Below are 23,067 nucleotides of genomic sequence, written 5' to 3' on the forward strand. Positions count from 1 at the left end.
GGCGGCGAGCTGCTCGTCGGGGGTCATGTTCATGAACGCCTCGAGCATCTCGGGAGTCATCTCGTAGACGGTCGGGAACTGCCCGATCGGCACGACGGAGTGCAGCACCCGGTCGCCGTAGACGTGCACGAGGTTGTAGGACTGGCCGCCGTCCTGGCCGCGGGCACCGGGGTAGGCGACGGCGAGGTCCTGCGTGTAGCAGGTCGCCGACGCGACCGACACGGGCACGCCCGCGAACGTGCTGGTGGTCGAGTAGTGCAGGTGACCGCCCAGGATGCCGCGCACGTCGGTGCCCCGGATGACCTCGGCGAGGCGCTCCTGGTCGCGCAGCTCGACCAGGGCGATGAGCCCGATCGGGCTCGGCACGGGCGGGTGGTGCAGCGCGATGAGGGTGCCGTCGGGCGCGGGGACTTCGAGCTCGCGGCGCAGCCACGCCAACTGCTCGTCGCTGATCTCGCCGTGGTGCTGCCCGGGCACCGTCGAGTCGAGCGCGATGATGCGCAGACCGTTGACGTCGTAGACGCGGTCGACGGGCTCGGACTGGTCGGCCTCCTCGTCGAGCAGGCCGCGGCGGAACGCGACGCGCTCGTCGTGATTGCCCATCACCCAGATCACCTGGGCACCGAGCTTCTCGGCGGCGGGCTCGACGATGGCCCGCAGGCGCTCGTAGGCGTCGGGGCGGCCGGTGTCGGCGAGGTCGCCGGTGAACACGATCGCTTCGGGGCGGGCGTTGGCCTTGGTGAAGCCGTCGAACAGCTCTGCGAGGTTCTTGTCACTGTCGATGCGCTCGTGCAGCAGGTCGCCGTCGCCCACGAAGTGGGTGTCAGAGACATGCAGGATGAAGTGCTCGGGAGCGGGATGCTGGCTCGCGATGTGCGACATGGTGTGTGTTCCTTCCGATCAGACCGCGGTGGCGGCGGGGTCGATGATCACGGCGGTGAGACGCTCGAGCTCGGTGGGGGTGAGTCCGTGGGCGAGGAGGTAGGCGCTGATCGACCCGTGCTCGCGGTCGATGCGCTCGAGCAGCGCCTCGAGCACCTCGGCGGGGCTCTCGGTGATGAGTTCGACCATTCCCGCGGTCAGTTCGATGCCGCGCTGTTCGAAGACGGCGGTCATCGCGTCTGACCACTCGCCGCGCAGGTTCTCGGCGGTGGCGGCGTAGTCGGCCACGACGTCGTCGCGGTCGACCCCGGCGGCGGCGAGCGCGAAGGCCACGACGAGACCGGTGCGGTCTTTGCCGGCGGTGCAGTGCACGAGCACCGCGTCGTCGTCGTCAGCCGCGATGATCACCCGGATCGCGTCGACCAGCTGCGCCCCGCGCTCGTCGACGATGTGGTCGTAGACGGGCACGAGTCCGACGTGCGTGGTGGCCTGCGCGGCCGGGTCGGCGTCGTCGAACACGGGCAGGTGGTGCACGGTGACCTCGAGCCCGTCGACCGCGCTCGGCGCTGTGGCGCGCTCGTCGCCGCCGCGCAGGTCGATGATGTGGGCGACGCCGATCTCGGCCAGCCGGTCGCGACCGGTCGCGTCGATGCGGTGCAGAGCATCTGACCGCAGCAGCTTGCCCCACCGGCTGGTGCCGCCGGCTGCACGGTAGCCGCCGGTGTCGCGCAGGTTGTAGAGGCCGGCCACGGCGTGGCGACGCTCACGAGGCGCCGCGGTCGCGGCATCCGGCGACGAAGCGGCCGCGGCATCCGTCGCCGAAGGCGTCAGGTCGAGGTCGATGGTCATTCGATCAGCCCCTGCGCGCGCTCGGCGGCCTCGGTCATAGTGGCGGCCGGGTCGGCGCCGTAGAAGACCGCGTCTTCGATGGCGGTGGCGAGCACCTGGTCGACCTGGGCGTAGCTGTCGCCGGGGTACGACACCCACGGCTCGAGCGCGTCGAGCTGCTCGAGGTTGGGCTTCACGAGCGGGTTGGCTTCGACCCAGTCATAGAGCGGTCCGCCCTCGTCGGCCATGCTGCTGCGCAGCGGTAGGTACCCGATCTGGGTCGAGATGATCTCGTAGGCGCGGGGGCTGGTCATGAACTGCATGAGCTCCCACGCGGCGGCCTGCTTGGCGGGGTCGGTGGCGAACATCGCGAGGAACGAGCCCGAGTTGGTGGGCACGACCGCCTGGTCTCCGAACGCGGGCAGGGTGTGAGCGTCGAGGGTCCAGCCACCGGCCTCGGCGCCCATCATGAACGCGCCCTGCAGGGCCGAGCTGTTGACGTGGATCGCGGTCTTCCCCTGCGCGAACGCCTCGTACTGGCTGGTGAAGTCCTCGTTGGTGAGCACGCCGTCCTCGTACATCTCGGTGAAGGTCGCGACCGTATCGATCGCGGCGTCCGAGCCGAACTCGATCGTCGTGCGGTCATCGCTCAGCACCTGGGCGCCGTTCGAGAGGAAGAGGCCCTGCATGCACCAGCTGCCGCCGGTGATCACGCACGACGCGCTCATCGAGGGGGCACCGGTGGACTCGGTGATCTGCGCGGCGGCGTCTTCGATGATCAGGTCGATATCACTGACGGCGGCGGTGCTCTTGAAGGAGCGACCGACACCAGAGAGCTGGATCGTTCCCATGAGTCGCCTTCTGCAAGCGACCTGACGAACCGGGGCCTTCCCGCGAAATCCGCTTGCAGAGCTATTGCAATCGAGGAAAGTGAATTTCCTGCAAACGGAGTGTCAACGCCCATCGCCGTGGTCGATAACGTCTGGCACGTCGGATGCCTCGGCGTCGGAGCCGTCGTCGGCGACGATGTCGAGCACCTCTTCGCGCACCGCGAGGCGCGCGCGGTCGGCGGCGTCGCTCATGCGGTCGGCGACGGCGATCTGCAGGGCGTTGAGCACGAGCAGCTGTACGAGCCCGCTGCCGAGAATGCCTTGATCCCACGCCTGGAAGCGCGCACCGGCGACGAGCAGGTGGTCGGCGCGGGTGGTGAGCGGGGTACGGGCGAAGCTCGTGACCCCGATCACGGTGGCGCCGGCGTCGACGGCGGCGTCCGCAACCGCGAGGGTCACCGAGTTGGCGCCACTCGAGCTGACGATGAGGCACACATCACCGGGGGCGAGCACGCGGGCGGTGAGGTGGGCGACCACGCCGTCAGCGGGCGCTTCGCAGGGCCGGCCGTTGACGGCGAACGCGACGGCCGACGCCTGGGCGGCGGCGTGCGAGGCGCCGGTGCCCGAGATCAGCAGGCGCGGCGCGCGGGCGATGGCGTCGGCAGCGGCGTCGAACGCGACCGGGTCGATCGAGGCGAGCGCGGTCTGCAGCATCCCACCCGCCCCTCGGCCAGCCACCGCAGAAAGCCCTCGGTGCCGGCGGGTGCGTCGGGCGCGGCGGTGGCGTCGGCGGCGAGGTCACGCACGAGCAGCATGCGCAGGTGCTGAAAGCTGCGCAGCCCCAGCGCCTGGGCGGTGCGGCTGACGGTGGCCGGCGACGTGTTGGCGGCTTCGGCGAGGTCGGCGCCCGACATGTCGACCACGTCGTGGGGTCGCTCGGCGCAGATGCGGGCGACGCGCTGCGCGCTCGGTACGAGCGACGGCAGGATCGAGAGGATGTGGTCGATGGTTCCGCCGAGCGGCGGCTCGTTGAGGGGCGAGTTCATGTAGCCGGTGATCACCTTTCGGGTTCGCCGCACATCGTATGGGCGCAATGCGACCACGACCCCAACCATAGGTGAACGCAGCGTTCATCGCCTCCGCTATCCGCGAAAGGCAATTTCATGACCTCCCTGCGTCCGCTCGAGCTCCCGAACAGTGCCATGCCCGCAAGGAAGTCGGCCAAGGGTGACTCGACCGAAGACGCCCACCTCGAGCGCCGCGATGGCGCCTACGATGACCGTCCGTGCGAGCCAGAGCCACGTGATCTGTCGATCCCGGCGGTCAAGCGCTCGAACGTTCCGCACGTCGATGTTCCGCTGGCGGGGGCGCCGGGGCAGCAGACACCGGTAACCAACGACGCGAAGAAGCCTGCCACGACGATGACGCCCGCAGCGCGGAACCAGAGGGCGGGGGCGACGCGCGAAACTGATCCTGCTCATGGCCCGATCAGACCGATGGCCACTCAGACGTGAAAGGGGAGACATCGCGTAGCCGCGATCCAGCAGAGAAGCTGAGGCGCTGTGAAACCGCCGCCCACATGATCGCGACGGTCGGCCGGCGTCCGAAATGTCCATATGGACATCGCGTGGACATTTCAACTGCGAAATGGACATTTCAGAAAGATCCCTACAAACGGGTGTAGGAACCGCTCAGAGATGTCCACGACGACTCGACGAGACCGAGGAATCGCGGCTAAAGTGTCCGCGTCCAACGCGTGTGTCTACTCCTCGAGTTGTCCATCGCGGTTCGAGCTGACGACACCCGCCAGAAACATGTGCTCGCAGCTCATCGTTTACAGAGTGGTGACGACGGTACCTGCTGGTTTGTACAGCACAGCCAAGGCGGTAACGCCGACGATGGCGAATCCGAGCAGCGCGCTAGCCGCGATGGGCAGTCCAATGACACCGAGCCAGCCCGCGATCGGGTAGCTAACCAGAAAGCAGCCGTGCGAAAGTGCGAATTGTGCGGTGTATACCAGGTTGCGGTTAGCGGGGGTGGACGCGTCGGCTAGAAGCCGTGACGAAGGGGTGTTAATCAGCGAGGTACTGGCACCGAGCAACGCCCAGGTGGCAAGCAGCATCCACCAGCCCTCTCCCGTGGTCGTGGCGATAATCGTCATCGCGATGGCCGCGATCAGACCCGAAACAAGCGTCCAGGCACCGATGCTCATGGCGCACAAGACACCGATGCGGTCGACGATCCACGGGACGTTGAGGGCAATGATCAGGGAACCGACCCCATACGCGCCGAGGGCGAGGGCGAGGGCGGTGTCATCCAGGTCGAACACGCCTTTGGTGTAGACGACGGAGTTGACCAGGACGATAGCGGTGCCGGCCGCGACGACCACGTTGGCGGCCATCAGGAAGCGGAGGCTGGGCGTGCGGGCGAACACGCGCAGCCCGGTTGGCAGCCGCTCCCAGAACGTGCCGGTGGACGCATCGGGTACGTGTGCGGGAAGGCGGGCGATGAGGACGAGGGTGGCGGAGGCGGCGAAGCCGACGGCGGTGCCCACGAACAGGTTGTTGTAGCTGATCACGGCAAGTAGGGCTGCGGCGATGACGGGGCTGAGGATCGAGTCGAGATCGTAGGCGAGGCGTGACAGCGCGAGGGCACGAGTGTACTGCTGGGGGTCGGGCAGCACGCTCGGGATGAGTGATTGGAAGGCGGGGGTGAAGGTCGCGGACGCGGACTGCAGCACGAACACGAGCACGTAGATCTGCCAGGTGTCCTGGACGAAGGGCAGGGTGAACGCGATCGCGAGTCGAACGGCGTCGGCGCCGACCAGAACGGCCTTCTTGGGGAGCCTGTCCACGAGCGCTGCAACCAGGGGTGCGACGCCGACGTAGGCGACCATCTTGATCGTCAACGCGGTGCCGAGCACCGATCCGGCGGCATCTCCGGCGATCTCGAACGCGAGCAGTCCGAGGGCAACGGTGAGCAGGCCGGTGCCGACAAGGGCGATGACCTGGGCGAAGAACAGCGCCCGGTAGGTGCCGTTGCGTAAGACGGTGATCATGGCGCCACAGGGCGGCTGGCGTCGGCTCCGGCGTGGTGGTGCGGGGCGGCGCCACCGAGGGAGTGCTCGGCTTGGAAGATCGCGTCCGTGACCAGCTGGCGCGCGTGTTCGTCGGCGAGGGCGTAGAACACGCGGGTGCCGTCTTGTCGGGTGGTGACCATACGGGCCAGGCGCAGCTTGGCGAGATGCTGGGAGACGGCGGCGGGTGACTTGTCGACGATGTCGGCGATGTGGTTCACGGACAACTCCCCGGCTCCCTCGAGCGCGAGGATGATCCGCACGCGGGTGGCGTCAGCGAGCATCGCGAAGACCTCGACGGCGAGCTCTACGTAGAGGCTGTCGGGGTCGCGGCCGCATGTCACGTTATCTGCATTCATACGCAGATTCTTCCATATGGAGGGATGGCTCGCCGCTGACGATGATGCTCAGTCGAGGTGGCGGGCGCGGTGCAGGAGCGCGTCCATGCCGAATTCAAGGTGTGCGGCGGCGTTGTCGTCGAGGAAGAGATCGCGGACGCTGGTGAGTGCGGGGAACGAATGTGCGGCGAGTTCCTGCTCGAAGCGGTGGGCGCCGTCCTCGGGGGTGGTCTGTTCTTCGTGGACGAGTCCGACCACGAGGTAGTTGAGGCTCCAGAAGGTGGTGACGGCGAGGTCGGGGTCGACGCCGGCATCGAGCAGCGCGGCAATCACCGCCTCCCCTAGCCGCAGGGTGTTGGTTTCGGAGACCCTCGTACCCGAGACGAGATGTGCGCCGTCGCGGTGGTTCAGAAGGACCTGGCGGTAGCGGCGGAAGATCTCTTTGACCCGGTCGATCGGCGGGTGTGGGAGGTCGTCGAAGGAGAGCTCGCCGAGAATGGCGTCTGCCATCAGGTCGAAGAGGCGCGCTTTGCTCCCCACCTGCAGCGACACCGAGTTGAGGTGAACGTCGAGATGTCGGGCGATCCCACGGAGGGTGATGGCGTCCGCCCCGCCGCGATCGAGCAGGGCCAAGGCGGCGTGGATGACGTCGCGGCGGGATAGTCGGTCGGCCACAGGTCTCTCCTCCGAGCTTGGTCAGTGACCAACACTGTAGTATCTTGGTCACCGATCAAGGAAATTGGTCACTGACCAAGTAAGGAGTGGGACATGGGTGCGGGTCACAACCACGGTGCACCGACTACCGAGGCAGGAGCGCCCGGGGATCACCGAGCACGACTGTGGATCGCGTTCGGCCTGACGGCGACGATCGTGATCGCGCAGGCGATCGGTTCCATCGTCACCGGCAGCCTGGCGCTGCTGACGGACACCGCACACGCGATCACCGACGCGTCCGGTCTGCTGGTCGCGCTGATCGCGGCGACGCTGATGCTGCGGCCGGCTAATCCGAAGCGGACCTGGGGATTCCGACGCATCGAGGTGATCGCCGCACTCGGGCAGGCCGCACTGCTGCTGGTGGTGGGCACTTACGCCGCCGTCGAAGGTATCCGACGCCTGTTCGAGCCGCCGGAGGTCGCCGCGGGAGAGATGCTCGTGTTCGGCATCGTCGGCCTCGCGGCGAATGTGATCGCGATCGTGATCCTCTCCTCGAGCCGCGGCGCGAACTTCAATATGCGGGCAGCGTTCCTGGAGGTGATCAACGATGCACTCGGCTCGCTCGGGGTGATCGTGGCCGCGATTGTGATCGCCACGACCGGGTTCCAGCAGGCCGACGCGATTGCAGGGCTCCTGATCGCGGGACTGATCGTGCCGCGCGCGATCATTTTGATGCGCGACACCACCCGGGTGCTCATGGAGTTCACCCCTGCCGGGCTCGACTTGGACGAGGTACGCCGGCACATCCTTGAGCTCGAACACGTCACCGACGTGCACGACCTGCACGCATCGACGGTCGCCACTGGCCTGCCCACCCTGACCGCGCATGTGGTGGTCGAGGATGAGTGCTTCACCGACGGGCATGCCGCGGAGGTGTTGCACGAGGTACGCGAATGCGTGGCCGGTCACTTCCCGGTGTCGATTCAGCACTCGACCTTCCAGATCGAGACCGCGCACCTCACCGAGGACGAGCCAGCCCTTGTCCGCCACCGCTGAGCCGGGCCCCCCAGCGCCGCGGTAGCGGTCGGCGGAGGAAGGGTGTCAGAGCGTCGCGAGCAGGTTAGTGCAGGCCTGTTCACAGCGGCGGCAGGCGTCGGCGCAGACCCGGCAGTGCTCGTGCATGTCCGCGTGGGTGTCGCACTCGGCGGCGCATGCGGCGCACGCTGCGCGCAACGCCTCCAGCGCGGCACGAAGCACGGTGGTGTCCGTGCCGGTGTGGCGAGAGAGCAGGCGCGCGGTGGTGTCGCAGAGGTCGGCGCAATCCTGGTTCAGACGGATGCAGGTGGTCAGATCGGCGACCATCTCCTCGCTGAGACAGGCGTCGGCGCAGGTCGTACAAGCCTGGCCGCACTCGAGGCACGCGTCGATACAGGCCAGGAGCGCGTCTCGGTTGGCGATGTCGTTGGCTCGGGGGTGGGTGTCGAACATTTGGGCGGTGACGGTCACGGCCTTCTCCTTTGAATCGGTGAGGGGGTTACGTTACGTCGCTGTTCCGGATGCCGGCGACCCCCTTGGGTTACGGTGCGGGGGTATGGTACGGACGGTAGGCTGGACGGGATGATCGGCCTGTCCGCGTTGCGCCTGCGGCTGCCGCACCCGGTGCGGTGGCTGGTTGCCGTGTGCTTCGCTGCAGCGGTCATCGTCGGGTTGATGGGGATGCACACGATCTCCTCGGGACACACCGCCCCTACGACCTCGGAGAATGTCGAGATGCCGGGCGGGGCACCTCACCACTCGTCGGCGCCCGCGACCGGCGATGAGGATGCGGAGGCGTGCGCGTCGTGCAGCCCGAGCGGGGGCCATGACGTTCTGATGATGATGTGCGTGCTGGCGTTGCTGGCAGCCGCCCTCGTGCTGCTGGTCCCCCGCGCCGCATGGTCGTCTGTGTGGGAGCGGCATGCATTGCGTCCGCCGGTGACGCGGTGCCGGCCGGCCCCGGACCGGCCTCCCTCACTCCTGGAGCTGTCGATCAGCCGAACGTGACACGCACTGTCCCTGCCCTCTGGGGCGGGGGTGAGGTTCATTGCCCGTACGCGGGTTTCACGAGTGTTTGAGAGGACTGATGATGAACAAGAAGATGCGTTTGGCAGCGGTCGCGGCCGTACCGCTGGCAGCGGTGCTGTTCCTGGCCGGCTGCGCGGACAACGGAGGCAGCATGCCTGGAATGGATCATGGTGGGTCGTCGTCGGCCCCGTCGGAATCGGCGGAGGCGGACTTCAACATGGCGGATTCGATGTTCGCGATGATGATGATCCCGCATCACGAGCAGGCCGTCGAGATGAGCGACATGATCCTCGCCAAGAGCGACGTTGATCAGCGGGTGCTGGATCTGGCTCAGCAGATCAAGGACGCCCAGCAGCCGGAGATCGAGACGATGCAGGGATGGCTCGCCGAGTGGGGCGTGTCCAGTGACGACATGGACATGGGTGAGATGGAGCACGGCGGCGGGATGATGTCTGACGAGGACATGGCGGCGCTGGAGTCGGCGTCCGGGGCCGAGGCGGCACCCCTGTTCCTGGAGCAGATGATCGCCCACCACCAGGGGGCGATCGAGATGGCCGAGACCGAACTCGCCAACGGGAAGAACGCGGACGCGTTGGCGCTCGCGCAAGCCGTGGTCGATACACAGTCCGCGGAGATCGAGACCATGCAGGATCTGCTCGGCCAGCTCTGAGCCCGATCCGTCGAGTGGGGGCGCCGCTGCCATGCGCGGTGCCCCCACTCTTCGAACGCGGAGGTACGCGTATGCACGTCCATACGAAGACACTGGCGGCGGGCGCCGCTGCTTCCGCCCTCCTGATGCTGGCGGGGTGCGCGGACACTCCGACGTCGCCGCCGGCTGGGGACGGGCGCACCGGGGTACCGAGCCATGTCCACGCGGTGGTCGTCGCCCCGGACACTGACCAGCTTCTCCTGGGAACGCATGAAGGCATCTACGAGGTCACCGACACCGGGGAGTGGGGTGGCCGGGTCAGCACGGACAGCTTCGACGCGATGGGACTCACCGCCACTTCGCAGACACTGATCGCGTCCGGTCACCCCGGCCCCGGAAGCCCCGCCGAGTGGGGGGCACCGAACCTGGGCGTGATGCGCAGCACCGACGCAGGGGTGAGTTGGGAGTCGGTGGTGTTCGGTGGGGAGAAAGACTTCCACGCCCTCGCCGCCGGCGCCGATGACACGGTGTACGCCATCGCCACGGACGTCAGCGACGTGATCCGCAGCGACGACGCCGGGCTGACCTGGGAACCTACCGGTGCGGATCTGGTAGCGGCCAGTCTCGCCGTCGACGGTCGCGGACGGGTGATCGCGGCCACCGAAGAGGGTGTGCAGATCAGCACGGACGGCGGTGCGTCCTTCGCGGCGTGGCCCGAAGCGCCGCTGCTGTACACGTTGGGGGCTGCGGCCGACCGGACTCAGGTGGTCGGTGTCGGCACCGATGGGCAGATTTGGGTGACCGGAGCCGGTGCCGCGAGCTGGGAGCCGGCAGGTCGCGTGGACGGCCGGGTGCAGGCGGTCGGTATGGACGCCGCGGGCCGCATCGTGATCGTCGACGAGACCAGCGGCATCACGATTCTGCCCGGATAGCCCGCCGGGCACGCGACGGGCCGTATGCGAGGTGCCTACGGGAGTCGAACCCGTCTAGACGGCTTTGCAGGCCGTTGCCTGACCGCTCGGCCAAGGCACCGAGTGTCCCCTTACCGGGGACGTGGACGCAGCAGCGTGGGATCGCCCGTCTGGTCCGGTTAGGACCGGACCAGACGGGCGATCGCGTCGCTGGCTTCCTTGATCTTCTGCTCCGCCTGGTCACCCTCCATGCGCGCCGCGTCGAGCACGCAGTGTTTCAGGTGGTCGTCAAGCAGCCCGACGGCCACGGCCTGCAGGGCGCTGGTCAGAGCGCTGATCTGGGTGAGGATGTCGATGCAGTACTTCTCTTCATCGACCATCTTCGAGATGCCCCGCGCTTGACCTTCGATCCGCTTGAGCCGGTTCAGGTATCGGTCTTTGTCGGTGATGTACCCGTGGGGGGCGTGAGCGGTGTCGGGTGCGGGTGTGGTCATGGCCGGGTTCCTTCGGGTTTAGCTGTCCAGCGCTGCGCGGGTGCTGGCTTCGGGGCTGAGGTCGATGCGGCGCAGCAGCTGCGCGTTCAGGGCGACCACGACGGTGGACAGGGACATCAGGATCGCACCGATCGACATCGGCAGGACGAACCCGATGGGGGCGAGCACGCCGGCGGCGAGCGGCACGGAGATCAGGTTGTACCCGGCAGCCCACCACAGATTCTGCTTCATCTTCCGGTACGCCGCACGCGACAGCTGGATCACCGACAGCACACTGCGCGGGTCGGAGCTCGCGAGGATGACCCCGGCGGACGCGATCGCGACGTCGGTGCCGGCGCCGATCGCGATGCCGACGTCGGCCTGCGCGAGGGCGGGGGCGTCGTTGACGCCGTCGCCCACCATCGCGACCTTGCGGCCCTCCTTCTGCAGCTCGGCGACCTTGCTGGACTTGTCCTCCGGGCGCACGTGCGCGAAGACCCGGTCGATGCCCAGCTCGGCGCCGACGGCGTTCGCGACGGCTTCGGCGTCGCCGGTGATCATGACCACCTGGACACCCAGCTTGTGCAGGGCATCGACGGCTTCACGGGACTCGGGGCGGATCTCGTCGGCGAGCTTGAGCCCGCCGATGACTTTTCCGTCCCGGGTCACGTGCAGGATGATCGCGCCCTCGCTACGCCACGCGTCCGCCGTGTCGACCTCGCTGGCACCGACGTCCTCGAGCAGACGGGGACCGCCGACACGGATCTCCGCACCGTCGACGGTCGCGGTGACACCGACCGCCGGGGAAGAGGAAAACCCGGTCGCCTTCGGCAGGGTCAGGTTCTTGTCCTTCGCGGCGCGAACGATGGCCCTAGCGAGCGGGTGCTCACTGTCGGCCTCGGCCGCCGCGGCGATCGCGAGCACCTGGTCAGCGTCCAGGTCACCGACCGGTTCCACGGCGGAGACGGTGGGCTCGCCCTTGGTGAGGGTGCCGGTCTTGTCGAACAGCACGGTGTCGACGGTGCGCATGCTCTCGAGCGCGAGCCGGTCCTTCACCAACACCCCGCCACGGGCGGCGCGCTCAGTGGCGATGGACACCACCAGCGGGATCGCCAGGCCCAGCGCGTGCGGGCAGGCGATGACCAGCACGGTGATGGTGCGCACGACCGCCGCATCGGGATTGCCGACGACAGTCCACACCACCGCGGTGATCGCGGCGGCGCCCAGCGCGAACCAGAACAGCAGCGCCGCCGCCTTGTCGGCGATCCGCTGCGCCCGAGAGGACGAGTTCTGTGCCTCCGTGACCAGCCGCTGAATACCCGCGAGGGTGGTCTCATCCCCCGTGGCGGTGACCTCCACGCGAAGGCCGGAGTCTGTGGCGACGGTGCCCGCGGTAACGGGGTCGCCAGTGCCGCGGGCGACGGGGCGGGATTCACCGGTGACCATGGACTCGTCCATGTCGGCGCGGCCGTCGACGATCTTCCCGTCGGCGGGGACGCTGCCGCCGGGGCGGACCACCACCACGTCCCCGACCTGCAGGTCGGCGGGTGAGACCTTGACGATCTGGTCCCCTTCGACGCGCTCTGCCTCATCCGGGAGCAGCGCCGCGAGGGTGTCCAGCGCGGAGCTGGTCTGGGCGAGGGAGCGCATCTCGATCCAGTGACCGAGCAGCATGATCACGATCAGCAGCGCCAGCTCCCACCAGAACTCCAGCTCGTGGTGCAGCAGGCCCAGGGTGGCGCCCCAGGACGCGAAGAACGCGACCGTGATGGCCAGACCGATCAGCAGCATCATGCCGGGTTTGCGGGAGCGGAGTTCGCTGACCGCACCGGTCAGGAACGGCCACCCGCCCCACGCGTACATGACGGTGCCGAGGACGGGGGCGATGAACAGTGCCCAGTCGGGGACGGTGTAGCCGAGGATCATCGCGAACATCGGGGAGAACGCCACGACCGGGACGGCGATGATCAGGTTGATCCAGAACAGTCGCCGGAACTGGCCGACGTGATCCCCGTGCCCACCGTGCCCGCCGCCGTGGCCACCACCATCGTGACCTGCGTGGTCCCCGTGGCTGGCCTGCGTGCCGTGGCCGGTGTGGGTGTCGTGCTGGGTGGGCGGCTCGGGGGTGTGGTCGCCGTGGCGGGTGTCTCCCCCGGTGGCGGTGGCGGCCTTGCCGGTGGGGTGGTCGGTGTGGTGTGCGTGCGGGTCAGTCATCGGTTCACTTCCCTGTGCCTAGCGTTGGTGTGAGTCTGCCGTCGCGGTTCCCGCGGAGGCGAGGTCCTGCGGATCGGTCGCGGCAGGAGTATGAAGGTTCGGCATCCACCCGAACACCGCGGGCACGGCGTCCAGCCCGAGCACCCCGACGGGGACACCGTCATGCTCGTGGACGACCAGGAGCGGGTCGGTAGTGTCGATGCGTGCGGAGGTGTGACCCCCGGTGATCCCGGCACCGGCGACCATCATGCCGTGCACGGTTGCCGTGAAGGGGGCGCGGGGCTGGTAGTCGCCCGGGTGGGTGCCGGCGCCGAGGTCGGCGAGCATGGTGCGTGCGGCATGTTCACCCTGCGCGGCCGCGTCCGACCAGTGATCGATGCGCCAGGCGCCCAGGGTGGTGTCATAGTGTGCGGCGACCCCGCCGGCGCTGTAGACGCCGGGGGTGGCGGTGCGCAGCTTCCCGTCCACGATGACCCCGTCTTCCCAAGGGGCGGGGCCGGTCGGGGTGGTTCCGTGGGCGATGATCAGCAGATCCGCCGTCAGCTGTGTGGTGTCGTCCAAGGCGAGCTCGAGCTGTGTGCCGGTGTCAGTGACGGCGGTGAGGGTGCGGCCGAACGCGACGTCCACGTGCTCCCGGTGCGCGGCGGCGAGGCGCTCCGCGGCGCCGGCGCCGAACACGCTGACCCCGGGGGTGGTCGCGCGGGCGAGGAGGGTGACCTGATGTCCACGGTCGCGGAGCAGCGTGGCGGTCTCGGCCGCGACCAGACCGGCACCGGAGATGACGATCTGCGCGGGGCGGCCAAGCGTGCCCAGGAGGTCGCGGACGGCGACCGCGTCTTCCAGGGAGTGCAGGGTGGTGACCCGTCCTGCCTCCGTGGCGGCGGTCAGGCCGGGCAGCGTGTCCGGCAGCAAGCGGGGGGTGCTGCCGGTGGCGAGGAGGAGCGCGTCGTACGGTTCGATCCGGCCGGATGCGAGCCGCACGGTCTTTCCCTGTGGGTCGACCTCGACCGCGGTGTCACTTATGACCTCCACCCCGGGGGTGACGACCTGTTCCGGGGTGAGCAGCCCGATCGCGACCCCCTTGTTGACCAGGGTGCGGTTGTACGGGGCCTGTCCGGTGCGGTCGACGAGGGTGACGCTCACCGTGCCGGAACCGTGAAGAACGCGCGCCGCGGCCGCGCCGGCGGCGCCGGCTCCCAGGATGAGGACCTTCTGGGGTGACAATGTTGCTCCTTGCGTCTCGCGAATGTGGGGGCTGGTGACCGGTATCCCCGGCCTGTGGTCGGTTAGGCGGCCGTGGCGTACTTGGCGGGGTCGGCGTCGAAGAGGGGGCCGCAGGCGGAGCAGCAGAACCAGTACCGCTGCCCGTCGTAGTCCCGGTAGAGGCCTTGGGCTTCCGCGGTGCTCTTGCTGACGGTGCTGCCGGGCATCACCGGGCAGGTGACGATGTCATCGGCGGGGGTGCCGGCGGGTGCTTCGTGGTGATGGTCGTGGCTCATATCCGTTGCTCTCCGTGATGTGGGTCCGGGGCGGCAGCCGTCGTCGCTGCCTCGTTTGTCTGCGTCCGAACCCCTCCAGGCTATACCCTGTACGGGTATGACAACAGGTGGGGTGTGGCGTGTATTCCCTGGACTGCTGGTGCTCAGGGGCGGTAGGCGAGCACGGTCATCATCCCGGCTTCGCCGTGGTAGATGTTGTGGCAGTGGGTCATCCATTGGCCGGGGTTGTCGGCGTCGAACTCGAGGTCGAGGGTTTGGTTCGGCAGCACGATGGAGGTGTCTTTGCGGGGGCCGCCACCGGCGTGCTGATAGGTGTGGCCGTGCAGGTGGAAGGGGTGCCACATGTCGGTGTCGTTCGTCACCCGCAGCCGCACCCGTTCCCCCGCGACCAGTGCGTGCGCGCCGCGCAACGGGTTGTGCATGTCGAACTGGGTGCCGTTGAACCCCCAGTCGTAATTGGCCATGCTGCCGGTGAGGGTGAGGTCGAGGGTGCGGTCCACGTCACGACGGTCGAGGGTGACCTCGGGTGCGGCGAAGAGCATGCTCGCCACCGCGACGACGCGGCCTTCGCCCAGTTCGGCGATGTCCGCGTCCGGGGTGGGCGCCTGTCCGCTGCCGGTGCGGATGATGGCGAAGCCGCGTTCCCGCTTGCCTTCGGCCTCCGCCACCAGGGGGAACGCACCGTCGCCCAGGGTGACGATCACGTCGTAGCGTTCCCCCATTCCCACCAGGACGCTATCGGCAGCGACCGGGTCGACGGGGAACCCGTCGGTGTGGGTGACGGTCAGCCGGTGCCCGCCGATGGCGACGCGGAACGCGGTGTCGCCGCCGGCGTTGATCAGCCGGATCCGTACCCGCGTGCCGGGCGTGCCGGTGAATTGGGCGGGGTCGGCGGCGGGTTTGCCGTTGATCAGGTAGTGCGGGTAGTACACGTCGCCGGCGTCGCCGCCGAGTAGGTCGGAGTCGGCGCCCATCAGCATGTTCCCCATCCGCATGAACATGTCGCCGTGCCCGCCCATGTCGCCCATTCCTTCTCGCAGCTGCTCGAGCACCGCGTCGGGGGTGGCGGTGACCCCGTCCAGCCAGTCGTCGAGGACGATGACCCATTCGTCGTCGTAGCGCAGCGGCTCATTCGGGTCTTCGACGATGAGCACCCCGTATAGGCCGGTGTCCAGCTGGGCGCCGACGTGCGGGTGGAACCAGTGCGTACCGGGGTCGGGGGCGATGAACTCGTATTGGAACGACTCGCCGGGGCGGGTCGCGGTCTGGGTGAGTGGGGGGACGCCGTCCATGTCGTTGCGGAGTGCCAGGCCGTGCCAGTGCACGGACGTGTCGACGGGGAGGGTGTTGCGCAGGGTGGCCTGCAGGGTGTCTCCTGCCTGGACGCGCAGGACAGGCCCGGGGATGCTGCCGTAGGAGAACGTGGACGCGGGTGTTCCTGCCAGATCGAGGGTCGCCGCCGCCGCCGTCAGCGTCGCGGTGACCACGCGGCCGGTGCCGCCACGGCCCCGTTCGGTGCGGTCGACGGCCGCTCCCGTCGGGCTGACCCAGGCGGGGGTGGGGGTGCAGGCGGCCAGAGCTCCAACCGCGGCGGCGGTGGCGCCGAGGGCGAGGAAGCGTCGCCGGGTGAGGTGGGGGGAACGGCGGGGCGCGGGGGCGGTCATGGTCGGCGGGTCCCTTTCGGTCGATGTTGCGTGGCGGGCGGTGTGAGCTCCGTGGGGGTGCGCAGGTGGGTGAGGGTGGCGGTGATGCTGAGCAGCACCACCACTCCCCCCAACACGGCCGCGGCTCCAGGGAGGGTGAGAGCGGGGACGAGGAAGCCGGCCAGCACGACGGGGACGGACATCGCGAGGTAGGAGATCGTGTAGATCACGGCCATAACGGTGGCGCGCTGCCCGGGGTCGACGTGCGGCAGCAGGGTGCGCATCGCGCCCATGAAGGCAGTCCCGAACCCGGCACCCACGACCGCGAAACTGGCGAGGTACCCGGGCAGAGTTGGCACGGCCAGCGCGGCGAGGCTGAGCACGGTGCCTGCGCCGAGAGACACGGCCCCGAACACGCTGATCCGCCGGGCGGTGGCCCCCTGCAGTGCGGTGGCGGCGACCACCCCGGCCGCGGCGAGGATGATGATGGACCCGGCCTGGTGCAGGTAGGTGTCGGCGTGGAACCGGGTGGCGATGATCCCCGGTCCCAGGGCGAGGAACAGACCGTTGGTGACCCACCCGGCGATGATGGCGGGGGCGACCGAGACGATGATCCGCCGCCGCGTCGCCGCCGAGACCCGCCGGGCCCGTGGGTCCGGTCCCGCGTCCCCGGGAAGGACGGGTGGGGTGGGAATGGTCCAGGCGGTGGCGGCGAGGAGAGGGAACACCGCGGCGAGGAGCAGAAAGATGGTGCCCGCGTCGATGCCGGGTAGGTCCAGCAGTCCAGCGGCGGTGAGCGCCCCGAGCCCGAGACCGGCCATGGGGGCCACGGTGTTGGCCAGCGCGGCCGCCCCCAGCCAGCGGGAGGGTTCGTGGTCGACCATCATGGCGTTCAGAACCGGGACCAGCAGTCCCGCCGCCAGGCCTTGCAGGGCGCGGGCGGCGAGCAGCAGCAGGAAGGAATCGGCGGCCCAGAACATCAGCAGGCTCACCGACAGGGCCACCGATCCGACGGTGAGGATGCCGCGACGCCCGACCCGGTCAGAAAGCGACCCGAGCGTCAGCAGTGCGAGCAGCAGCGGGATGGCGTAGATCGCGAAGATAAGAGTGGTGGCCACCGGGGGCAGCTGGAGCTGCTCGGTGAGTTGCGGGTAGAACGGGGAAGGCGCCGACGCGGCCGCCATTAGCACGACGGTGCCGGTCACGGCGAGACAGAACCCGCCGCGGGCACGAGTGGCCGGGGTCACAGGGGTGGCGGCGGTCATGCGGCGCTCTCGTGCAGGTGCTGGGCGGTTTCGTGGACGGTGGCGACCGCGTCGACACCGCTCACCCCCACCAGAGCACCGTTGAGCGTGTGCGTGACGAGGGTGCCGGGTCCTGGGCCCTGTCCTTCGGTGGCGGGCGTCATGGTGTACCCGATGCCGGTGATGGCGGTGCCGTGGATCAGTGACGTGTAGGAGCTACGAGGACGGTAGGGTCCCGGGTCGGCGGCGCCGGTGCGGTCGTGGAGCACCGCGGCGGCGGCGTGCTGTCCTTGCGCGGCCGCGTCGGCCCAGTGATCCAGGCGCCAGATCCCGAGGTGGTCGTCGCGGTGTATGGCGGTGCTGCCGGCCGCGTACACGTGCGGGGCAGTGCTCCGCAGCCGGTCATCGACAGGCACCCCGGAAGAGAACGGTCCCGGTGCGGTGGGGGCGTTGCCGAGGGCGGTGATGAGCAGGTCGGCGGAGAGCGTGGTGGTGTCATCCAGGGTGATCCCCAGCAGCGGGCTCCTGTCACGGACGGCGGTGATCGTGCGGCCCAGGAATGTGGTGATTTTGCCGCGATGGATGCCGGTGATGTGGGCGGCGATCTGCGCGCCGAAGGAGGCCCGCCCGGGGATGCGGGAGCGGCTGATGAGGGCGACGTGATGTCCGGCGGCGTGGAGTGCGGACGCGGTCTCCGCGCCGGTGAATCCGCCGCCGTAGATCGCGACCCGGGACGGCCCGGCGGTGCGGGTGAGGTGTTCTCGGATCTGTTGGGCGTCCTGGATGCTGTGCAGGGTGACGACCTGGTGCCGTGCAGCGGGAGTGTGCCGCCCGGGCAGGCCCGGGGTGAGGGTGTCCGGGCGGCTGCCGGTGGCGATGATGACCGCGTCGTAGCGCAACTGTGCGCCGGAGGCGAGGTGCACGATGCGGCTGATCGGGTCGAGGTGGGTGGCGGTGTCTGCCAGCACGGTGACGGGCGGGAGCGGCGCGTGGATGGTCTCGGGCAAGGTGGGACCGAACGCGACGCCGGTGATGTGCATCCGGATGTACGGGGTCTCGTGGGTTCTGCCGACCAGGGTGACGTGGATGTCCTCGTGGCGGGCGAGGGCTGTTGCGGCGGCGACGCCGGCTGCTCCTGCCCCGAGGATGAGGACATGGTGGGTGGGCATGAGGTGCAGTTCGCTTCCGGGGTACGGGGGTCGCGGCGCTGCGAGGAGGGCAGGGTCAGGACCGGATCAGCTGGGTGATCGCGGTCGAGGCGGCATCAAGGACGGTGTCGTCGGTGAGGGTGCCGGTGGCGTGCGCGTGGCGCAGGTAGTCCGTCAGCAGGGCGAGACCGACACCCTGGAGCGCGCGTTGGGTGGCGGAGATCTGGGTGAGGGTATCGATGCAGGGGCGTTCCTGCTCGATCATCCCGGTGAGCCCGCGAATCTGCCCTTCCAGACGGCGCAGCCGGTTCCGGTAGGTGCGGGGGTCGGTGATGTAGCCCGGTTCGCGGGCGGCCGCGATGGTGGAGGTCATGAAGGGTCCGGTCTCCCGGTGCCCGCACGGGGTGTGTGGGCACCGGGAGTGAGGCTCAGGCCATGGCGGCGGCGTAGCGGGCCGGGTCCGCGTCGAACGCGGGACCGCAGCCGGCGCAGCAGAAGTAGTACCGCTCGCCCTCGTAGTCGCGGAACAGGCCGGCCGCCACGGCGGTGGCCTTGTTGACCGGGGTGCCCTCCATCACGGGGCAGGTGGTCATGTCGGCGCCACCGGCGGCGTCGAGGAGGTTCTCACGGCCGCCGGGGGCGGGGGCGCTGGTGCTGCAACAGCTGGACATGGGTGGTGTTCCTTCCGATGTGGGTGGTAGGTGCTGCCGGGTTGCCCGGTCAGCGGGCGATGCTCTTGAATCCGCGCAGACGCAGGCTGTTGCCCACGACGAACACGCTGGACAGTGCCATGGCGGCACCGGCGAGCATCGGGTTGAGGAGACCGAGGGCTGCGACCGGGATCGCGGCCGTGTTGTAGGCGAAGGCCCAGAACAGGTTGGTCTTGATAGTGCCGAGGGTCTTGCGGGACAGCCGGATCGCGTCAGCGGCGCTGCGCAGGTCGCCGCGGACCAGGGTGATGTCCGAGGCCTCGATCGCGACGTCGGTGCCGGTTCCCATCGCCAAGCCGAGGTCGGCCTGCGCGAGCGCGGGGGCGTCGTTGACACCGTCTCCGACCATCGCGACGACCTTTCCCTCGCCTTGGAGGCGGGTGACGACATCGACCTTGTCCTTCGGGAGGACTTCGGCGATGACCTGGTCGATACCGACCTCGGCGGCGATCTGGCGGGCGACCGCCTCGTTGTCGCCGGTGAGCAGCACCGGAGTCAGGCCGAGTGCCTTGAGCTGGGCGATGGCCTCCTTGCTGGTCGGCTTGACGGTGTCGGCGACGATGAGGATGCCGCGAGCGGCACCATCCCATCCGACGGCGACGACGGTCTTGCCTTCGCTTTCGGCCTGCGCCTTCGCGGCGGCAACCTCGGCGCTCAGGCGCAGCGACCACTCGGCCAGCAGCGATTCCCGGCCGACGATGAGTGCGTGTCCGTCGACGACACCCTGCACGCCCTTGCCTTCCAGGTTCGTGAACCCTTCCACGGTGGGGAGGGTGCCGGTCTGCTGGGTGGCGCCCTTCGCGATCGCCTGCGCGATGGGGTGCTCGGAGGCGTCTTCGAGTGCACCGGCGAGGCGGAGTAGCTCGTCCGCATCGGTGCCCGGCTCGGTGACGACGTTGACCAGGGTCATCTTGCCGGTGGTGACGGTGCCGGTCTTATCGAGCACGACGGTGTCGACCTTGCGGGTGGATTCCAGCACTTCCGGGCCCTTGATCAGGATGCCCATCTGCGCGCCGCGGCCGGTGCCGACCAGCAGCGCGGTCGGCGTGGCAAGACCCAGGGCGCACGGGCACGCGATGACCAGCACGGCGACGGCGGCGGTGAACGCGGCAGCGACAGGGAACCCGGCACCCAACCATGCCCCCATCGCGACGACGGCGATGAGGATCGCAATCGGGACGAACACGCCGGAGATCTTGTCGGCCAGGCGCTGCACCTCAGCCTTTCCGGTCTGGGCGTCCTCGACGAGCTTGGCCATCTGCGCCAGCTGCGTGTCCGAGCCGACCCGAGTGGCGCGAACTACCAAGCGTCCGCCGGCGTTCACCGTGGCTCCGGTGACGGGGTCGCCTTCGGCGACCTCGACCGGGACGGATTCGCCGGTGAGCATGGAGGCGTCCACGGCGGACGTGCCGGAAACCACGACACCGTCGGTGGCGATCTTCTCGCCCGGGCGGACGATGAACTCGTCCCCCGCCTGCAGGTCCTCGACCGGGATCTTCGTCTCCACCCCGTCGCGCAGCACGGATACTTCCTTCGCGCCGAGCTCGAGCAGCGCGCGCAGCGCGGCGCCGGCCTGACGCTTGGACCGCTTCTCGAAGTAGCGGCCGGCGAGGATGAACATCGTCACCCCGGCGGCGACTTCGAGGTAGATGTTCGCGGCTCCTTCCGAGGGGGCGAGGGTGAGCTCGAACGGGTGCGTCATCCCGGGGGTGCCGGCGGTGCCGAAGAACAGCGCGTACAGCGACCACAGGAACGCGGCGGTCGTGCCCATCGAGATGAGCGTGTCCATCGTCGCGGTGCCGTGCTTGAGGTTCGCCCACGCCGCCTTGTGGAACGGGAACGCCGCCCACACGATGACCGGCGCCGCCAGCGCCAACGACGCCCACTGCCAGTAGGTGAACTGCAGGGCGGGGACCATCGCCATCGCGATGACCGGGACGCTCAGGACGATGGAGACGATGAGCCGATTGCGGAGGCTGGTCAGCTCCGGGTCGGCATCGTCCGCGTCCCCGCCCTCGGCGGTGTCGTTCTTGGCCTTCTTCGGGGCCGGAAGCGCCGCGCTGTAGCCGGTCTTCTCGACCTCGGCGATCAGCAGGGCCGGGTCGTATCCGGCGGGGATGGTGACCTTCGCCTTCTCGGTGGCGTAGTTGACCGTGGCGGCGACGCCGTCGAGCTTGTTCAGCTTTTTCTCGATCCGCATCGCGCAGGAGGCGCAGGTCATCCCGCCGATCTGGAGTTCGACGGCGGAGTCCGCGGTCTGTTCTGCGGGGGCTGTGGTGCTCATGGTGTTCCTTCTTCTCTCAGATCACCGCGGGGCGGTCAGTGACCGTCGCCCGTGTCGCTGTGTGTGTCGTCCGTGTCCGTGTCGCCGGTGCCGTGCCCGGCGTCCACGACGAACTCGGCGGTGTGGACCTGCCCGTCGACCTGGAAGTCGAGGTAGAGCAGGTACCGGCCGGTGGTAGGCGCCTCGGCCGCGAATCGGATGTCGGGTCCGGCGGTGTCGCCGTCCTGCGGGTCGTCGCCTTCGGCGTGCACGTGCAGGTAGGCCAGGTCCCCATCGCGCAGCGCGACGAGGTGCCCGAAGGCCCCAAGGTACGGCTGCAGGGTGGTGACTGGCTGCCCGTCACGGGTGACCGACAAGGTTAGCTCGGAGCTCTCCCCCGCGGTCAGGTCCCCATCGAGGGTGACCGTGTACCCGTCGACCTCGCTTGTCGTCGACGTGGCGGTCGCCGGGTTCGGGGTGAACGCGCCCGCGACGTCGACCGTGCGGGTCAGGGTGACCTTGTCGGGGCCGTCGGCGACGTCCGGCACGAAGTCGGCATAGATCCGGTAGCTGCCGGCTTCGGTCCACTCCCAGGAGGTCGTCCAGGTGCCGGTGGCCTCGTCGAGCGTGGGGTGCACGTGCCGGAACTGGGTTCCATCGGTGCGCACCACGATCAGGTGCAGGTCCTTCTCATGCGAGGACTCGTACGCGGTCAGCGCAGTCCCGTCAGCGTCGAGGATCTGGAAGCTCAACTCGCCTGACTCGCCCGTTCCGGTGGGCGCGGCGATCGGGCTGAGTTCGTATCCGTAACCGGAGAGGGAGACGCCGGGGATGGTGGCGGTCTCGGCGGTGTCCTCGCCGGTCATGCCGGCGTGATCGGCCATCGAGCTGTCGTCAGCCGCGGCCGTCCAGTTGGCGACGGCGCTGTCCGGGACGACAGCTGCCGCGATGCCGAACGCCCCGCCGAAAGCCACGACGACGCCGGCGCCATACAGGCTGAGTCGTCCCGCAGCGTTCATCAGGCGCGCACCGCGGAGTAACCAGCCTCGTCGACCGCGGCCAGCACGGCGGCGTCATCCAGAGCACTGGTGGAAGACACGACGAGCTTGCCGGTCTGGGCGCTCACCTGGATCTCGTCCACGCCGGGGATCTGGGAGACCTCTTCACGGATGGACATCTCGCAGTGTCCGCACGTCATGCCGGTGACCTGGTACTCGCTGGTGGCCATGATGGTTTCCTTCCGTCGGTGATGCGCCAGAATCGGCGACACCCACCCTAACACCCCTACCCCCCTAGGGTATTCCGGAGTACTGAGGAAATCGTGGTGTCCATGCTCAGATTTGTTTGTGGCATCGCGTGAGACCTACCGCCTCGAACCGGCCGCCTGTGCGTGAATTACGTCTCCCGCCCAGCAGCTATCCCCTTGCTGCAGGAGAGATCACCCGAACCACCCGACCGAAATGTCCATATGGACACCACGTGGACACTTCATCTGCGAAATGGACATTTTAGAAAAATCCCTACAGGGACTCAGACCTCAGGTGCCATGTCGGTGAAGCGGGAGAAGTGGCCCTGGAAGGCGACGGTGATCGTGTCGGTGGGGCCGTTTCGGTGCTTGGCGACGATCAGGTCCGCTTCGCC

The 23,067-nt window shown here is 68.8% G+C and carries 27 protein-coding genes and 1 tRNA gene; 5 read left to right on the forward strand and 23 right to left on the reverse strand.

The features are described from left to right. The 5 genes from B4E30_RS08965 to B4E30_RS08985 all read right to left on the reverse strand — a co-directional run. The coding region (locus tag B4E30_RS08965; protein WP_286794851.1) for a phosphodiesterase at nt 1–882 on the reverse strand (882 nt) is incomplete at its 3' end. Between the two features lie 18 nt (nt 883–900). After that, entirely contained in the window at nt 901–1,731 is an 831-nt protein-coding gene (locus tag B4E30_RS08970) for a tyrosine-protein phosphatase (protein WP_005052798.1), read from the reverse strand. Next, nucleotides 1,728–2,561: an extracellular solute-binding protein gene (locus B4E30_RS08975; protein ID WP_005052797.1), complete on the reverse strand. Its 834-nt coding sequence runs from the start codon at nt 2,559–2,561 to the stop codon at nt 1,728–1,730. Before B4E30_RS08975 ends, B4E30_RS08970 begins: the two co-directional genes overlap by 4 nt. 102 nt (nt 2,562–2,663) lie before the next feature. Next, nucleotides 2,664–3,254, reverse strand: a complete 591-nt coding sequence (locus tag B4E30_RS08980) for an SIS domain-containing protein (RefSeq protein WP_005052796.1) — start codon at nt 3,252–3,254, stop codon at nt 2,664–2,666. Further along, nucleotides 3,170–3,586: a MurR/RpiR family transcriptional regulator gene (locus tag B4E30_RS08985; RefSeq protein ID WP_165801295.1), complete on the reverse strand. Its 417-nt coding sequence runs from the start codon at nt 3,584–3,586 to the stop codon at nt 3,170–3,172. The genes B4E30_RS08980 and B4E30_RS08985 overlap by 85 nt, the downstream gene beginning before the upstream one ends. A gap of 117 nt (nt 3,587–3,703) precedes the next feature. Here B4E30_RS08985 and B4E30_RS08990 point away from each other — a divergent pair, with 117 nt between their 5' ends. Next, a complete protein-coding gene (locus B4E30_RS08990) occupies nt 3,704–4,054 on the forward strand; it encodes a hypothetical protein (protein WP_005052795.1) in 351 nt (116 codons plus the stop codon). A 320-nt stretch (nt 4,055–4,374) separates the two neighbouring features. On the opposite strand, the gene B4E30_RS08995 is transcribed toward B4E30_RS08990, so the two are convergent. From B4E30_RS08995 to B4E30_RS09005, 3 genes are read right to left on the reverse strand one after another with little or no spacing between them, the layout of a single operon-like run. Beyond that, nucleotides 4,375–5,598, reverse strand: a complete 1,224-nt coding sequence (locus B4E30_RS08995) for an MFS transporter (RefSeq protein ID WP_101305188.1) — start codon at nt 5,596–5,598, stop codon at nt 4,375–4,377. Further along, the gene (locus B4E30_RS09000) at nt 5,595–5,975 is read right to left on the reverse strand and encodes an ArsR/SmtB family transcription factor (protein ID WP_067121069.1); all 381 of its coding nucleotides are present in this window, start codon (nt 5,973–5,975) and stop codon (nt 5,595–5,597) included. The genes B4E30_RS08995 and B4E30_RS09000 overlap by 4 nt, the downstream gene beginning before the upstream one ends. Nucleotides 5,976–6,023: 48 nt before the next feature. Next, nucleotides 6,024–6,629: a TetR/AcrR family transcriptional regulator C-terminal domain-containing protein gene (locus B4E30_RS09005; protein WP_067121071.1), complete on the reverse strand. Its 606-nt coding sequence runs from the start codon at nt 6,627–6,629 to the stop codon at nt 6,024–6,026. Between the two features lie 93 nt (nt 6,630–6,722). Here B4E30_RS09005 and B4E30_RS09010 point away from each other — a divergent pair, with 93 nt between their 5' ends. Continuing rightward, a complete protein-coding gene (locus tag B4E30_RS09010) occupies nt 6,723–7,664 on the forward strand; it encodes a cation diffusion facilitator family transporter (RefSeq protein WP_067121073.1) in 942 nt (313 codons plus the stop codon). 45 nt (nt 7,665–7,709) lie between these two features. Here B4E30_RS09010 and B4E30_RS09015 read toward each other — a convergent pair whose 3' ends face one another. Continuing rightward, entirely contained in the window at nt 7,710–8,096 is a 387-nt protein-coding gene (locus B4E30_RS09015; RefSeq protein WP_067121088.1) for a four-helix bundle copper-binding protein, read from the reverse strand. Between the two features lie 129 nt (nt 8,097–8,225). Here B4E30_RS09015 and B4E30_RS09020 point away from each other — a divergent pair, with 129 nt between their 5' ends. The 3 genes from B4E30_RS09020 (at nt 8,226) to B4E30_RS09030 (ending at nt 10,253) form a co-directional block, all read left to right on the forward strand. Then, complete coding sequence (locus tag B4E30_RS09020; RefSeq protein ID WP_067121074.1) at nt 8,226–8,651, forward strand: DUF6153 family protein; 426 nt, start codon at nt 8,226–8,228, stop codon at nt 8,649–8,651. Between the two features lie 79 nt (nt 8,652–8,730). Further along, nucleotides 8,731–9,342: a DUF305 domain-containing protein gene (locus B4E30_RS09025; RefSeq protein WP_067121076.1), complete on the forward strand. Its 612-nt coding sequence runs from the start codon at nt 8,731–8,733 to the stop codon at nt 9,340–9,342. 71 nt (nt 9,343–9,413) lie between these two features. Next, on the forward strand, nt 9,414–10,253 hold the full coding sequence (locus B4E30_RS09030) for a F510_1955 family glycosylhydrolase (RefSeq protein ID WP_082914452.1): 840 nt from the start codon (nt 9,414–9,416) through the stop codon (nt 10,251–10,253). 29 nt (nt 10,254–10,282) lie between these two features. On the opposite strand, the gene B4E30_RS09035 is transcribed toward B4E30_RS09030, so the two are convergent. The 14 genes from B4E30_RS09035 to B4E30_RS16600 all read right to left on the reverse strand — a co-directional run. Continuing rightward, nucleotides 10,283–10,353, reverse strand: a tRNA-Cys gene (locus B4E30_RS09035). 58 nt (nt 10,354–10,411) lie between these two features. After that, nucleotides 10,412–10,726: a metal-sensitive transcriptional regulator gene (locus B4E30_RS09040; RefSeq protein ID WP_067121078.1), complete on the reverse strand. Its 315-nt coding sequence runs from the start codon at nt 10,724–10,726 to the stop codon at nt 10,412–10,414. Nucleotides 10,727–10,744: 18 nt separating this feature from the next. Further along, the gene (locus B4E30_RS09045) at nt 10,745–12,919 is read right to left on the reverse strand and encodes a heavy metal translocating P-type ATPase (protein ID WP_067121080.1); all 2,175 of its coding nucleotides are present in this window, start codon (nt 12,917–12,919) and stop codon (nt 10,745–10,747) included. Nucleotides 12,920–12,937: 18 nt separating this feature from the next. Then, complete coding sequence (locus B4E30_RS09050; RefSeq protein ID WP_067121082.1) at nt 12,938–14,143, reverse strand: FAD-dependent oxidoreductase; 1,206 nt, start codon at nt 14,141–14,143, stop codon at nt 12,938–12,940. A 62-nt stretch (nt 14,144–14,205) separates the two neighbouring features. Further along, nucleotides 14,206–14,418 carry a YHS domain-containing protein gene (locus B4E30_RS09055; RefSeq protein WP_067121084.1) on the reverse strand — a complete coding sequence of 71 codons (213 nt, stop codon included), beginning with the start codon at nt 14,416–14,418 and terminating at the stop codon, nt 14,206–14,208. A gap of 143 nt (nt 14,419–14,561) precedes the next feature. Further along, nucleotides 14,562–16,082, reverse strand: coding sequence for a multicopper oxidase family protein (locus B4E30_RS09060; protein WP_101305190.1), 1,521 nt, complete (start codon nt 16,080–16,082; stop codon nt 14,562–14,564). Then, complete coding sequence (locus tag B4E30_RS09065) at nt 16,079–17,326, reverse strand: MFS transporter (protein ID WP_286794867.1); 1,248 nt, start codon at nt 17,324–17,326, stop codon at nt 16,079–16,081. The genes B4E30_RS09060 and B4E30_RS09065 overlap by 4 nt, the downstream gene beginning before the upstream one ends. Next, a complete protein-coding gene (locus tag B4E30_RS09070; protein ID WP_067119688.1) occupies nt 17,323–18,474 on the reverse strand; it encodes an FAD-dependent oxidoreductase in 1,152 nt (383 codons plus the stop codon). The genes B4E30_RS09065 and B4E30_RS09070 overlap by 4 nt, the downstream gene beginning before the upstream one ends. Before the next feature lie 55 nt (nt 18,475–18,529). Beyond that, on the reverse strand, nt 18,530–18,826 hold the full coding sequence (locus B4E30_RS09075; protein WP_067119691.1) for a metal-sensitive transcriptional regulator: 297 nt from the start codon (nt 18,824–18,826) through the stop codon (nt 18,530–18,532). A gap of 55 nt (nt 18,827–18,881) precedes the next feature. Beyond that, complete coding sequence (locus B4E30_RS09080) at nt 18,882–19,124, reverse strand: YHS domain-containing protein (RefSeq protein ID WP_067119694.1); 243 nt, start codon at nt 19,122–19,124, stop codon at nt 18,882–18,884. 49 nt (nt 19,125–19,173) lie between these two features. After that, nucleotides 19,174–21,447: a heavy metal translocating P-type ATPase gene (locus B4E30_RS09085; protein ID WP_067119698.1), complete on the reverse strand. Its 2,274-nt coding sequence runs from the start codon at nt 21,445–21,447 to the stop codon at nt 19,174–19,176. A 35-nt stretch (nt 21,448–21,482) separates the two neighbouring features. Then, nucleotides 21,483–22,445, reverse strand: coding sequence for a heavy metal-binding domain-containing protein (locus B4E30_RS09090; protein WP_067119702.1), 963 nt, complete (start codon nt 22,443–22,445; stop codon nt 21,483–21,485). Next, on the reverse strand, nt 22,445–22,654 hold the full coding sequence (locus tag B4E30_RS09095; protein ID WP_067119704.1) for a heavy-metal-associated domain-containing protein: 210 nt from the start codon (nt 22,652–22,654) through the stop codon (nt 22,445–22,447). Before B4E30_RS09095 ends, B4E30_RS09090 begins: the two co-directional genes overlap by 1 nt. A gap of 302 nt (nt 22,655–22,956) precedes the next feature. Further along, nucleotides 22,957–23,067, reverse strand: a 111-nt coding sequence (locus tag B4E30_RS16600; RefSeq protein ID WP_414683201.1) for a DnaB-like helicase C-terminal domain-containing protein, incomplete at its 5' end; no start/stop codon positions are given.

This window comes from Microbacterium sp. UBA3394, from assembly GCF_002358725.1.
GTDB lineage: Bacteria > Actinomycetota > Actinomycetes > Actinomycetales > Microbacteriaceae > Microbacterium > Microbacterium luteum.